Origin of the sequence: Dichotomicrobium thermohalophilum, from assembly GCF_003550175.1 — a bacterium.
GTDB classification, from domain to species: domain Bacteria; phylum Pseudomonadota; class Alphaproteobacteria; order Rhizobiales; family Rhodomicrobiaceae; genus Dichotomicrobium; species Dichotomicrobium thermohalophilum.
In genome coordinates, this window is record NZ_QXDF01000001.1 from 1,226,188 (window position 1) to 1,239,978 (window position 13,791).

Sequence of the window (13,791 nt, forward strand, 5' to 3'; positions counted from 1 at the left end):
ACGATCCGACCTTTTTGGATTTAGAACTCGACGTCTAGCTCTGCCACAAACCGACTGTGTCGATCACCACTCGCCGGAGAAGTTGTTCTCGTGAAGCCGCTCTGAAAGCGCTGTGTGCTGTTAGAACGACAACGATGTCAGACTTACGCAGCGCAGCGTTAAAGTCGTCCTTAGAGACGTTGTTACGTTGAGCGAGTGTTTCGGGAAGTACACGAAGATGCGGCTCAACAATGACAAGATCTATATCATCAAAAGCGAGTGTTTCGGCAATTTGGAGAGCGGGACTTTCACGCAAATCATCTACATCTGGCTTATAGGCTAAACCTAGACATGCCACGGTCGGCCGCTTGAAACGGTCAATATTGCGGCGCACTGCATCAACCACTATACGGGGTTTTTCGTCATTGACGGTCCGAGCTGCTCTCATCAGAGGAGTCACCTCGGATGCCATGGAAATAAGAAACCAGGGGTCAACCGCTATGCAGTGCCCGCCAACACCAGGTCCTGGTCGTAAAATGTTAACCCTTGGATGGCGGTTAGCTAATTCGATGGTTTCCCACACATCGACACCAAGCTTGTCGCAGACGTTCGATAACTCGTTTGCGAATCCAATATTCACATCACGATAAGCGTTTTCCGCTAATTTCACTAACTCCGCAACCGCTGAACTAGTACGGAGTACTTCGCCTCGCAGAAACAGCCTGTAAAGGTCCTCGGCTCGCGCACTGCACTTTGGACTCACGCCCCCAATAATTCGGTCATTGTGCACCAGCTCGAAAACCATATTTCCTGGCAGGATCCGTTCAGGGCAGTACGCAATTTGAATGTCGCCTGCCTTGGGTTCACGTGGGACTTCGAGATCGGGACGCTCCTCCGCAATCCATCCACAAACTTTCTCGGTAGTCCCGACAGGACAGGTCGATTCAATAACAATGAGATTGCCAGGCTTGAGTAGCTGAGAAATTGAACGTGTTGCAGTTTCAACGTGGCTTAAATCAGCTGACCTATCTTCACGGAGTGGAGTCGGTACGGCAATAATGAAGGCATCAGCGGGCTTTGGTTCACAATAAGCGCGCAGTTTCCCTGTGCTGACGGCCGCTTCCAACAGGATGTCAAGATCCGGCTCCGAAAAATGTGCCTTACCTTCATTTATGCAACTCACAACTTCGTCATTGATGTCGACGCCGAAAACTTCAACACCACGAGTGGCGAGGGTAGCTGCCGTTGGTAATCCTATGTAGCCAAGCCCGACCACAGTTATTTTTTTGAAGGCATCATTTGGAGACGTCATGCTCTGTCCGTTCTATATCCGGCGTTTGCCAACCTGGCGCCAGAATGCGGCGTCTCAGGTCCGAGAAGGAAGTTATGGCAATGCGTCACGATGCGATCCGCCGCAGCGCCATCGCCATACGGCGACCCTCCTTGTGACATGGCATTATATGAGGCCTTATTATCTAAAAGATCCCTCGCCGAGCCTACTATGTGGTTACACTCAGTCCCAACAACCCGTGCCACACCTGCTTCAACCGCCTCTGGCCGCTCGGTTTCCTCACGCAGGACCAGCACAGGTTTTCCAAGTGCAGGAGCCTCTTCCTGTATCCCACCACTATCCGTCATGATGAGATAAGCGCGCTTCATTATCGTAACAAGGTCATGATAACTAGCCGGCGGTATGATATGAACTCGCTGCAAGTCGTTTAGTAATTCTCGTACTGGAATTTCGACATTTGGATTAGGATGAACAGGAAAAACAAACTCAACATCCAGCCATATATCATGGATTAAGCGTATTGCGTGACAAATAGACCGGATTGGCGCGCCAAAATTTTCTCTCCTATGCGCCGTGACCAAAATAAGTCGACGGTTTGATCGCGTAGGAAATTCGCAGGGAAAATCCTGGGATGCCAGAGCGAGGAGCGCATCAATTACGGTGTTGCCTGTGACATGTACCGAAGACGGATCTTTCCCCTCGCTTAACAGGTTATCCCTCGCACGCTCCGTCGGTGCGAAATGAATACTACTTACAATTCCTGTGACAACGCGGTTGAGTTCTTCTGGAAATGGGGTCGAAAGATTAAATGTACGCAATCCCGCTTCGACATGTCCAACAGGAATTTTTCGGTAGAACGAAGCCAAAGCGGCGGCCAAAACGGATGTCGTGTCGCCTTGAACTAGCACGAGATCAAATTTCCTCTCCTCAAGAAGCGGATCAATTTTTTCAAGAATTCGGCTACTCAGACGGCTCAGTGTTTGATTAGGCTGCATTACCTGCAGATCGAAATCGACAGAAACGCCGAACAGGTCAAGAACTTGAGGAGCTAGTTCGCCATGTTGCCCGGTGGTAACGACCGTTATCTCCGCCCAAGGTTGGTCCTGAAGCTTGCGTATCACCGGTGCCATTTTTATGCCTTCTGGCCGTGTTCCGATAAGACACAAAATATGAAATGACCGGCTGTTGAAAAAACGTAGCATTTTCAACCTATTTGTCCGTCGAACAGTCTGACGAGGGCATTCACTGACATAATAACGCAGGTGATTATCTGTTCGTTATCGGTCTCAAGAAAGTTACTTGTCAACGTCTCAAGTGCTCGCAAGCATGCATTGCAGCTTAATTTCGTCGATCTTCGATGTATGCGTAAGGATCAGGCAAACAATACGAAACGCATCGTATGTACCCACGAGCGCAGTAAAGTTTTAGCCTCGCCCTGAGGAAGATCTCTGAACCGGATCGCTTCGAAGTGAGCGTGAGAAAGGGAAGCGTGAGCATTTTAAGACCGGCTTGAAGAAATAAGCGCGGGCAACGGACCAATGCTTGCCTCCCCGCCGCGCCCCTTCCACGATCTTGAGCCAGCAAAATGAGTTTGACCGCAGCTTTTCGTTCCGCCCGATTGAGGAACCAACCTGCGGTCAGTCTGTTTCCGTCCTGGACCTCTGATACGATAGCTTCGCGCACCCATCGCACACAGGCACCATTAGCAACGGCGCGGCGACTGAAGTCGACATCCTCGCCGCCTGAAAACCGAAACTGGGAACTGAACCGCAGACCAAGGCCGTCGCCGGCAAAAATGCAGGCTTTGGCAGCCAGGTTGCCAGTGTATGCGGCCTTCACCACCGAGCCCGTTGGCCCGCCGTCGAATTCCGGCATCCGCAGCCATTCCGGCTGATCGTCCGGATAAATGTATTTTACGGGTCCGCGAAACATCTCAGCATCCCACGCGCGAATGGCGGCGAGATGCGCTTCAAACCAGCCGTCACAGGCCTCCTCGTCATCATCAATGAAGAAAATCCAGTCGGCGCCCAACGCCAGCGCCGTCTCAACCGCGGTATTGCGGGCAAACGGAATACCGAGTTCGGGCTCCAGGCGGTATTCGACGTGCACTGAGGGATGCTGGTGAGCGAGGTCGAAACCCCCCCCCCCGCGATTTCTGGGCCGGTCATCGTTCTCGACCACCACCAGCGACGTTTTGGCTGCAGAAGCTTCGAGCTGGGGCAACACGGAGCGCAGGCACGCCATGAGCATTTGTGGTCGCTCACGAGTGCAGACTGTGACGCACATATGTTCAGAGACAGCCACATCGGGATGCGGGCGACAGTCAGCATCCGACTCGAACGACCTATTTTTGTTTTCATCTTCCGGGATCGATGCTTGATCCGCTCGCCCGTTACGCAGCACGATGCCCCCTTAAAGCCTTGGTCAAGCAATTTATGCCGTCCCGGCGCGCTGAAAGCATTATTCGCCGCTGCCTTGGCGCGCCTTTTTCACGCATGCTGAATACCCATCGCCCGTGGCAAAAGCAAGCGCGAAGATTTCATTTACCTGTTGAGCCTATGCAACAATATAGCTTTGGACCGAGGCAGCAGCATGATGGCAATCCCGCACGCTCCCATAGTTGTGACGTGGCGTTGCGTAATTTGCTGACGAAACAGTTCCCACCCAAAGTGCTTGAGGCGCAAATGGCGTTTTCTCAATCCTTGCGCCCAGTCCTAAATGCCTGGCGTTGAAGCGATTCTCGCTGTGGACCCGGAAAAGCACCTTGCATCATCATGATTAGGGGACCAGCCCCACCGCGGGTTTCGCTTCCCGTAACGGATTGTAACGAAAATTCATGAAAAGCATTGCAATATCAGTTCGGCGTGGCTCTTCTTATTGCCAATCAATCCGGTCTTTGCCTTTGCCGCATTCATGCTCTATCCATCGGCGATGCGCGGGTGCCGTTACCGGCGCGCGAGGGATGACGCAAGAGAGCAGGACCCAATGCCCCGTTTGCTGACCAGGAAGTGGTGGGCCGACCGCATCGCCAACTGGATTGAGCAGATCCGTGAGGGCGATGTTGAGCTGTTCCTCCAGATCTTTCGGGAGTATTTTCACCGATTCTGGAAGCGATATGTGCTGATCTTCATGCTGATTGGCATTGCTTCGGCCGCGACGGCAGTCACCGCATGGCTTGTCAAAGATGTCGTCAACGAAGTCTTTGTCGACCGCAATGCCGAAATGCTGATCCCGCTGGTGCTGATGGTGCTGGCGATCTTCACGGCCCGAGGTTTCAGCATCTTCCTACAGATGGTGCTGTCGCAGCGTATCTCCAATGCCATGGTTGCCGACATCCAGAAACGCCTGATACGCCATGTGCTGACGCAGCGCCTCGACTTCTTCAGCCAGAACGGCTCCGATACCTTGCTAATGCGCTTCAATCAGGGCGCACAGGCCTTCAACCAGATCCTGAACCTCGTGCTCGTCAACGGATTGCGCGACTTCGCTACGCTGATCGGATTAATCATCGTGATGCTCATTCAGGATCCGATCCTAGCGCTTGTCAGTTTTACGGTGGCGCCTGCGGCGTTTTATGGCGTTTCCGTTTTGCTGAAGAAGATGAAGGACATCAGCAAGGAAGAGCTAGCCGGCTTTGCGGATTTGAACCGTCTGGTTCGGGAGACTGTACAGGGAATATCGATTGTTAAAGCCTATAATCTTGAAGGCGCGCAGCGCAATAGCTCCGCTAATGTTATCGAGGGGATCCGTCAGCGACGTGACCGCATGGCCGCATTGCAGGCAGCGCCGAGCCCATTGCTCGATACCGTTACAGGAACCGCCGTCTCGCTCGCGATCCTCTACGCCGGCTTTCGCATGATGTCTGACAGCTACGACGCCGGTACCTTCATGTCTTTTCTGACGGCCCTGCTCATGGCCACTGATCCCGCACGCAAGCTTAGTCAGATGCGGGTCAAGCTGCGCCGGTCCTTCATGGCCGTGCAGATGGTGTTTGACCTGCTCAATAAAGATCAGAGCGAGGCCAACGGAACGAAGCTGCTTCCGGGCCCGCTGATGGAGGAAGGCGCTGCAGAGACGCCGGCGATTGCGTTCCAGAGTGTCAACTTCTCTTACAACAACAAGACGCCGGTGCTCAAAGGCCTCGATCTGGAGGTCGCGCCGGGCGAGATGGTCGCGCTCGTCGGGCCGTCAGGCGCGGGCAAATCGACGCTGTTCAAGCTGCTGCTCAAGTTCCATGCGCCAGATGCGGGGCGGGTCGAACTGTTCGGCAATGACGTTGCCGAACTGGACAACGCCGCGCTGCGCGGCGCCATCTCCTTTGTCGGCCAGTCGAACTTCATCTTTGCCGGCTCGATCCGCGACAATCTGAGCTTGCGCAATCATGCGGTCAGCCAGGACCAGATCGAGGCGGCCTGCCGCGCGGTCGGCCTGCATGACGATATCGCCGCGCTGCCGAAGGGCTATGACACCGACGTCGGCGAACTGGGCACGCTGATCTCGGGCGGGCAGGCGCAGCGGCTCAACATGGCGCGGGCGATCATCAAGGACGCGCCGATCCTGCTGCTGGACGAGGTGACCTCGGCGCTCGATGCGGAAAACGAACAGCTCATCAAGGACTACATCCGCGCGCAGGCACAGCACAAGACCGTGCTCGTGATCGCGCATCGCCTGTCGACTGTGAAGGAGGCGGACCGCATTGCGCTGGTTCAGGACGGCCGGATCGCCGCTCAGGGCCGCCACGACGAGCTTGCCGCGACCAATTCCTACTACGAGAAGATCGTCGCGCTGCAGTTCGCAGCGTGACCGCCGACGTTCTCAGAGCCTCGCCACGATTGTGCGGTGCGGGGCCGGACAAACTGCGTTGCTGAAATAGGGCCACGTCCGGAAACGCTCTGGCGCTTGGCGCCCTATCGCGATTCCGAACACCTAAGAAGCTCGCGAGCCAATCCGTCCGGTCATATCGTTATTATCAAACAAACGCGAACCATTCAGCATCACAAAGTTCTAAAAGCCGCGAATGCGCCGGTATGGCTCTGCCCGATAGCCGGTCAAGGCCGCAATCCGCCCAGCAGCAGCGGCGAGACGCTTGCCACCACGAAGCGCCTGCCTCTTGAATCGATGGCTTGATATTGGGGCAAAGATTGCCGCTTCGATCAAAGTCAGCACTCCGCCTATTGTGGTTGTGAGGGCTTTGATCGCGTGGCGCCAAGCCGAACGCTCAGATCGCTCCCGTCGCGTGTTGTTGACGCTGGCGCTGAATGCCCGGAAAATTTGCCAGCGATACGTACAGCGCTCGGGAGGCCAGTATTCAAAAGTGCACGGCTTATCAGAGTAAAAAATGGAAGCTCCGGCTCTGTGTGCCCGTGCAAAAAAATCAATGTCTCCACCGCCAGTCAGAGCAAAATCTTCATCAAAGCGCAGGCCGGCCTCTGACGGTCTTATCAACGAGGCAGAAAACAGCACATTTGCGGTACTCGTGGAAGTTCTGACCTCTCCTTCTCTGCGCTTTGTCGGTCGCACCACCCAGAACGGCGTTGGTTCGGGGTAGACAGGCTCAACGCGTCCCTGAATGACGTCCGCATTGTAGCGCGTTGCGGCGGCCATCAGTTCGGCGAGCCAGTCCGGCGCGGCAGTCTCATCATCGTCGATAAAGGCAATCCAGTCAGCAGCTAAATCAAGAGCGGCTTCAAGTATCGCATTGCGAGCCATCGAAATTCCGCGACGCGGTTCGTGAATATAGCGTACTGGGATCGGACAGGTTGTAACAAAATTTTCGACGAGGACACGGTTTGATGCAGCCGCCTCGTTGTCGGCAACCACTATGGTTGGTGCTACGTCAACTGGCACCTCTTGCCGGGCGAGCGATTCCAGACACTTTTGCAACATCACCGGGCGATGAACGGTGCATACACCTATAGCGACAGTAATCAATTCTCACCCGTCCCCTTAGTAATCCGCGCTGCAAGATAACGAACGGCTGAGGAAGTGCAAGGGAACAATGTTTATGGATAATGAGCGGGCTGTAACCGGTTTGCTCGTCGGCCACAGGTTTTGTGTTGCGCGCGACACTCCGCATCCGACAGGGGCGCATCGGCGCGCCGATACCCGGGCTCGGGTTCAACGGTTTCGGGCGACGCCAGCACGGTCTTCTCGGCGCGCTCCGCCCGCAGGCTCTGCCCGGCCGCGTCTCATCGAGGACCGCCCAAGGATGCCCTGATGGACCATCTGCGACCAACCCCTGGCACGAAAAAATCGTATCTCTGTAGTCTGCCGCTTAACGATCTTGAAACGGAGTCGATCTATAGTGTGATTTATCTTGGCGGTAGTGTGTGCATACTCGTAAACAGAAATGTAGTGTCCCATATCTTTGGACTGAATGACGATCATGAAGACGACTGAATACGCATTATAATCAGATCGATCTTCCATTCTCGAAACTACGCTACGTCCCACGCTCTTGCGCTCGTCCACAAAACGTTAACTGCCGGCTGGTCGCGTCTGCGTGCGGCGCCTTTAAATTACGGCCGCCGACCAACCCAGCCTGATAAATTGACGCTGGTTGAGATGATTTTGCCGTCCGTGAGACGTGGCCTGTTACGTGGCCGACACGTCCCGTTGCGTTGTCTTCTCGAACACGCAGACCTCTTGAGCACACGCCGCGATGTTATGCAGGTTCGCAGGGGTGGACGATCTGGCTGCCAGATGGCCGGCCCAAAAAACCGCTTCCAATGGCTTGCGGGCGAACGCTGACGCGTGTGCCATTAACCGGGCTCACAGGTCCGCCAGCGCTGGCGGGAGGACCGAGCGGCATGAGACGCAAGCCCCTTGTCCCGCGCGATACAAGCGTCGCGCTGTTGGCCGTTCCAGCTGGAAGGAAAGGCCAAATTTATACGTCACCGCATTGATTAATGAAGCACGAAAGACGTCGGGCGCGCCAGCGTAATGCCGTGCGCATGCGGCGGGCTGCCGACATGGATCGTCGAGTTCCTGGTCAGGGATTTGACAACATTATGCGAGGCAACCCTGGGATTCACGGCCGCCCGTTGGCCTGCGCGCAATGGATGGGGACGACCGGGGTTCGTGAAACTTCCCATAGAGAACGACCTGTGGGCCTGGTGGGCGGCACGATAGACCGGATACGCATACCGAGCCGAGAGTTCGGGCCGGACGTTGACCACGGGCGGAGCGTGAAGTGGATGTGCAATGCCGTATTGTGTGTCGGTATCGCTGTAGAGCCGGACTTGGGAGTTCGCCGAGGGGACGGATGCAATCGTTGAGAACGTCTTATCCCGGGACTTGATGGGCGCGGAAGACAAAATCGTGATCGACGTCAAGCGCCACGCCTGACGGGATGAACAAGCCGAGTGTCAGGCTGGCGATTCCGATCAGACCGGTTTCCTCGTTGGCGCCTTCAAGGTTCTGGAAGAACTCACGGGCGACGGTGTTGCCGTCTTCGGTCGTGATTTCGCTGAAAAGCTGGCAGCGGTTTTCGTCGCAGGCGGGGTGGCTGTCTTGGCGATGGTTCTCACAAAATTGCGGTGTATTCGTCGTGAGTCTTAAGCCAATTTTAACGAATATATGAGAATTAAGCATTATCGTCGGGGGAGTGTATCAGGATACACACCGAAATGTATTTTAGCAGATGTTCTGTCTCAACAACCCCGGCCAGGCGAACAGCCTTGACATCAGGGTTGCCGGCGTGACGTGTATTCGTTCGGCTTGCTCGAATATTGCCCCTGTGACACGTGTGACGGTCGTGACGGTGTGAGGGCGGCTCTTTATTCCCTTTTTCTCTTCTTTTTCCAGAGAATCGAAATAGAACTAATTTCGTCACAGCTGTCACAACGTCACGGAATCTTTTGTTGTACAGCGAAACGAGGTGTGACGCCCCGTGACACAGGCGTCGAAGGCCTCTGCGCCACGGAACGTCACAGCCAACCTATGCTTAGCGAAAGATTAGTGCTTCCCGGCTGCTCGGATCCGGATCAAGCGCTTGCCCGTGCCCGGCTCTCGGTGATCAAGAACCACTTCGATGCCCTCAGCACGCAGTGCGGGCAGGAAGCGCCGCAGCCGGGTGCTGACCGCGTTCGGCGACAGTGGGACCATACCATCAGACGGCTGATCATCGCTCCTCCGGCTCAAGATGGCATCACGCAGTTGAGTGGCCGTGCCCTCCCACGGTCCGTGCCCGCGGACCAGAGCCGCAACCTCGGCGATGAAGGGGTCGTTGTCGACCGCGGCCTTGGTCAGACCTGCCTGATTGTCCCAATAGGCACGCATGAACGAGCCTGGTTCAACCGGTAGATCGGGCTCCGCCGCAACACCAAGCCGGGCAAAGTCTGCCATACGCGGAAGCTCATTGAGCTTGACGTCCTCGATGCGCCTGAGCACCCCCGACAGCACATCGAATACCGCCCCGAGGATATAGGGCAGGTCATGCTCGAACGCGGCCCAGAACTCCGACTCGGGCTTACGCTGACGCTCGTCGATACGCGGTAAACGCAACACGAGGGCCCGGTCGGCCAGATCTGGACGGCTGGCCATATCAGCAATGCCATTGAGGATCACCGGCCGCTGCACATCGAAGATGACCTCGTCATCGTCGGTGAAAAGCTTGCGCTTATTGAGACCGCCGCCCGTCGAGAGCCGGCACAGCTCGTCCGAGAGCCAGGGACGGATATCCGAGAGGTTATCCAGAGCAAGAAGCCAGCGGTTTTTCGCTGATATCATCAGCCCTTCCTCGTCCTTGGGAAGGCTCTGGAACGGCGACTTGTTCGGATCGATAAGACGGCGCAGTGCCCGGACCAGTGTCGATTTTCCAGACCCTTGTTCTGCGATGAGAACAAGAAGAGGGTAAGGGCCAGAGGGCCAGAATGCCGCGATGATCCAAGCATAAACGAGGGGCAGCTCTTCTGGCGCGACGTTGATGTATTTCGTCAACATGTCCAACCGGCCATCAGCTCGCGGCTCAGGCAACGCCCGCATTGCTTTCGAGCGCACAAAAACAACCGGGGCATCCGCTGCTTCGATAACCTTCCAGCCGTGCATATCGATACTCACAACTCGCCAGGATTGGTCACCGAGATCGATGTAGGTCACCCCCTCATGTTTGGCGACCCGAACATGAATGGGCCGCTCCCAGCCGTTTTCGAAGGCCTCGGCTTCCAGCATTGCCAGTGCATCGGTGACGGCCGTATTATTCGGAGTGCGACCGAAACGCTTGCGAAACTCATGTCTAAGGCGCCGTTTGGTACACGGCGAGTTGAGTTTATGCGTTTGTTGGCGTCCGTCGATGACGAACGAGACGTACGGCTCATCATCGTAATGCCACAGTTGCCATTGGCGCTGATTGAGAACCAGCTCGATGAGTTGATCGCAAACCGCTTTACTGCCGGGACTTCCGGTGCCACCAGCGTTCCCATTGAGGTGCTTAGCCATGAAGCACCTCCTTCGAATAGCTACGATGTGAGGTGAGCCGCTCGACAGTCTTGGAAGCGCGAAGTTGTACAGAGCTTTCACAGCGCTCCTGATGCGCGTCTGCGCGGCAATAAACAAGTCCAGAGAAAGGTCGTCTAGATAACTTGCCGAGGGGCAAGTTAAGTACAATTTGACGCTCCATAGTTAGATTTCCCACGTTGCACATACGCGCTGGAAATGCGCGGCAGCAGCGCTCATTCGCCCCTGCACAGGCCAGAATAGTCCGGACACTTTTACGAGAGATTTAATGGATGCAGCCGGGGAACAGATGGGGAACAAAGATAGTCAGCATTGTTAGGTGGCGGTTAGGATGAGACATGCCGCGATACCGGTTCGGATCCCCGGCGGCCCAGGCCGCCCGGTTATCCGGGCAAGCACCTGCTCTTCGCGAGCTACAAGATCGCGCACGCCGTGCGCCGCGGGAACGGGCGTATCTGTATCTCCATGCCGCCAAGACATGGCAAGTCCCGTCTGGTGGGCGAGGCCGCGATCCCGTGGTTCCTGGAGGAATTCCCGGAGCGCCACGTCATCCTGATCTCGTACAACGGGGACAAGGCCGAGGAATGGGGCCGCAAGGTGCGCGACACGATCCGCTCGCGCCGCGTCCTTTTTAGCGTGAATGTCCGAGAAGACATGTCACGCGTGGACCGGTTCGAAACCGACAAGGGTTCCGAGGCGCATTTTCTCGGCATCAATGGCGGCGTCACCGGCAAAGGCGGCCACCTCGTCATCATTGATGATTACATAAAAGACATTACGGAAGCGTTAAGCCCGGCGTTTCGTGAACGCCAGTGGATGCAGTTCCTCGCAAACCTCGACACGCGCCTTGAGCCGGGCGCGACGGTCATCATCGTCGCCACGCGCTGGCACTCCGACGACCTGATTGGGCGCGTCACGCAGCGCATGGACGATTGGGAGGTGATCTCACTTCCCGCAATAGCCCTGGAAAACGATCCCCTCGGCCGCAAGCCGGGCGAGCCCTTATTCCCCGAGCGCTATGACCTGAAGCGCCTGGAGCAGATCCGCAGAGCCCGCGCGGGCACCTATCTTTGGGAAGCGATGTATCAGCAGCAGCCCTTCGATGACGCGATGGGGCTGACTGATCCGGAGTGGTTCCAGATCCTCGACCGGCTGTCGATGGCCGAGGAAGCCGAATTGCAGAAGGTCCGCGCCTGGGACCTGGCCGCGACCTCTGCGGGCGGCGACTGGACCGTTGGCGGGCTTCTTGGCAAGCACACGCCCTCAAGCGGCTGCTACATTATGAATGTCAAGCGCAAGCAGCTCTCGCCGGCCGATGTCGAGAAGATGGTCCGCACGACCGCCGAAGCCGATGGCCGCGACGTGACCATCCTCATCGAGCAAGAGCCGGGATCGAGCGGCAAGGCCCTCGTCGAGCACTACCAGCGCAACGTGTTGCCTGACTTCCACGTCGTCCCGATCGCGACCGGCGCCGTCCCGAAGCTGTCGCGCGCGCAACCGTTCCTGGCCGCGTCGGTTCAACACCACAGACCTGGGGTAATCGCTACCCCTTATTCTGGTTGAAACAGTAGCAGAACAAATAGTGAAGAGAGGGTTCCGGTTGACCCCACATTTGCCACGGTGCATGTCACATTTTTCACGGTGTATGTTTGTGACAAGCATCGACATGCTTTGAGCCGTTTACCTTTTGTTTAAGTTTAAAAATACAGCAAAATCAGGGATTTAAGATGGAGCGGGTGATCGTGATCGAGCCGACGACATCGACCTTCGGAAAGTGAATGTCAATTTGGCTAACCCGTTGATTTAAAAGTGTTTTTTCGCCCCGGTTGTGGCGTTTGCCACAGATTTGCCACAGCAGCTCCGGGCTGCCCGATTGTTCCATCCGCGGCATTTTGCAACTCTAGGTTGTTGACCTGTTCGAAGAACTGGCCGCCGACTTGATGGACGCGATCGATGATTTCGGACCGTTCCTCATGGCCGTAGTGGCGCATTGGCACGGTGGGATCTTTCCAGCGGAAGGCATCCTGCAAGCCCTTCAGGGAACCGCCGGCGTCCAAATAATTCCGCGCGGCCTTGTGGCGGCCCCAGGCATGCGAGCCGTAATAATCGACGCCGGCTTTCGCGCACGCCTTCTTGATGTCGCGGTTGATGTTGTCCTTGCTGCACGTCCCGAACAGCCATTTCTGCTCGCGCCAGTTGGGGATCGCTTCGATCGCCTCGATGACGTGTTCGGCGAGAACGACCTGGACCGGATTGCCTGCCTTGTCATATTCGGGCAAATTGAGCCGCCACGGCCAGTGCGTCGTGTCGATGTCCGCGGGCGTTCGCCGTACGGCCTCGGAAATCCGCAGCCCGTGCGTGACGTTGAGCGTCAACAAGGCGTACAGCGTGGGCCGGAGATACGGTTTGATCGCCCCGTACCACCAGTTCGGCGGCGACTTGACGCGCTTATCCTTGTTCCAGCCCTTTGGCTTCTCGAATTTGCGCGGCGGCGCGAGGCCCGCTTTCACGGCGTTGTTGTAGACAGCGCTGATCGGCACGTAAATGTAGCGCGCCTGGGTGTTCGGTTTGCAGTGGCCTTTCAGCTTTTGCGCGACGCGCTGGACCTCGGCCTGGGTCAGTTTGTCGAGGGTAAGGTCGCCGATTTCCTCGACGATCGGCGCAAGCCGTTTAGCTTCTTCGACATTCGGGTTTCTGCCGAGGTAAAGGCCAACGGCATCGTCGAAAGTCGTGTCGGAGCCGTCGGGGGCCTGGTTCACACGCGCGGCCTCGAAGTAGTCGGCCTCTATTTGGTCGGCAACTTCTTCTGCGTCAGCCTTTCGATGGCAGCCCGTCCGGTGTTCTTTGCGCTTGCGGACGATGACGCCGTTTTCGCGGACCGGGACGGTGAGACGGACGTACCACTTGCCTTGTTGGCCGCGGCGGCGCCATGTGCGTTTTGCCATTCCCTGATCCTCACAACAATATCAGACGTGATGTAAGCGCGCCGGCCGATCTTCACGTAAGCGCCGACCTTGCGCGCCATCGACGAGAGCCAGCGCCGCGACGGCGGCTCGTCCGTGAAC

9 protein-coding genes are annotated in these 13,791 nt (G+C 56.5%); 2 read left to right on the forward strand and 7 right to left on the reverse strand.

Translation table 11 applies throughout. From position 1 onward, the window contains the following. Positions 1-34: 34 nt before the first annotated feature. From wecC to BXY53_RS05560, 3 genes are all read right to left on the reverse strand, one after another. Positions 35-1,291: a UDP-N-acetyl-D-mannosamine dehydrogenase gene (gene wecC, locus BXY53_RS05550; protein WP_119060872.1), complete on the reverse strand. Its 1,257-nt coding sequence runs from the start codon at positions 1,289-1,291 to the stop codon at positions 35-37. Next, positions 1,288-2,472: a non-hydrolyzing UDP-N-acetylglucosamine 2-epimerase gene (gene wecB / locus BXY53_RS05555; RefSeq protein WP_119060873.1), complete on the reverse strand. Its 1,185-nt coding sequence runs from the start codon at positions 2,470-2,472 to the stop codon at positions 1,288-1,290. Before wecB ends, wecC begins: the two co-directional genes overlap by 4 nt. 136 nt (positions 2,473-2,608) lie before the next feature. Then, positions 2,609-3,673 (reverse strand): glycosyltransferase family 2 protein, encoded by a 1,065-nt coding sequence (locus BXY53_RS05560; protein WP_147361506.1) that lies wholly within the window; start codon positions 3,671-3,673, stop codon positions 2,609-2,611. A gap of 582 nt (positions 3,674-4,255) precedes the next feature. Here BXY53_RS05560 and BXY53_RS05565 point away from each other — a divergent pair. After that, the gene (locus BXY53_RS05565) at positions 4,256-6,073 is read left to right on the forward strand and encodes an ABC transporter ATP-binding protein (RefSeq protein WP_170144352.1); all 1,818 of its coding nucleotides are present in this window, start codon (positions 4,256-4,258) and stop codon (positions 6,071-6,073) included. A gap of 201 nt (positions 6,074-6,274) precedes the next feature. Here BXY53_RS05565 and BXY53_RS05570 read toward each other — a convergent pair whose 3' ends face one another. The 3 genes from BXY53_RS05570 to BXY53_RS05580 all read right to left on the reverse strand — a co-directional run bounded on the left by BXY53_RS05570 (position 6,275) and on the right by BXY53_RS05580 (position 10,708). Continuing rightward, positions 6,275-7,201: a glycosyltransferase family 2 protein gene (locus BXY53_RS05570; protein ID WP_147361508.1), complete on the reverse strand. Its 927-nt coding sequence runs from the start codon at positions 7,199-7,201 to the stop codon at positions 6,275-6,277. Between the two features lie 1,353 nt (positions 7,202-8,554). After that, complete coding sequence (locus tag BXY53_RS05575; RefSeq protein ID WP_119060877.1) at positions 8,555-8,863, reverse strand: invasion associated locus B family protein; 309 nt, start codon at positions 8,861-8,863, stop codon at positions 8,555-8,557. Positions 8,864-9,226: 363 nt separating this feature from the next. Continuing rightward, on the reverse strand, positions 9,227-10,708 hold the full coding sequence (locus BXY53_RS05580) for a hypothetical protein (RefSeq protein ID WP_147361509.1): 1,482 nt from the start codon (positions 10,706-10,708) through the stop codon (positions 9,227-9,229). Between the two features lie 483 nt (positions 10,709-11,191). On the opposite strand from BXY53_RS05580, the gene BXY53_RS05590 reads away from it, so the two are divergent. Further along, positions 11,192-12,289: a terminase large subunit domain-containing protein gene (locus BXY53_RS05590; RefSeq protein ID WP_119060880.1), complete on the forward strand. Its 1,098-nt coding sequence runs from the start codon at positions 11,192-11,194 to the stop codon at positions 12,287-12,289. Between the two features lie 227 nt (positions 12,290-12,516). Here the strand turns inward: BXY53_RS05590 and BXY53_RS05595 are convergent, their stop codons facing one another. Beyond that, positions 12,517-13,671 carry a tyrosine-type recombinase/integrase gene (locus BXY53_RS05595; RefSeq protein WP_119060881.1) on the reverse strand — a complete coding sequence of 385 codons (1,155 nt, stop codon included), beginning with the start codon at positions 13,669-13,671 and terminating at the stop codon, positions 12,517-12,519. Positions 13,672-13,791: the final 120 nt, after the last annotated feature.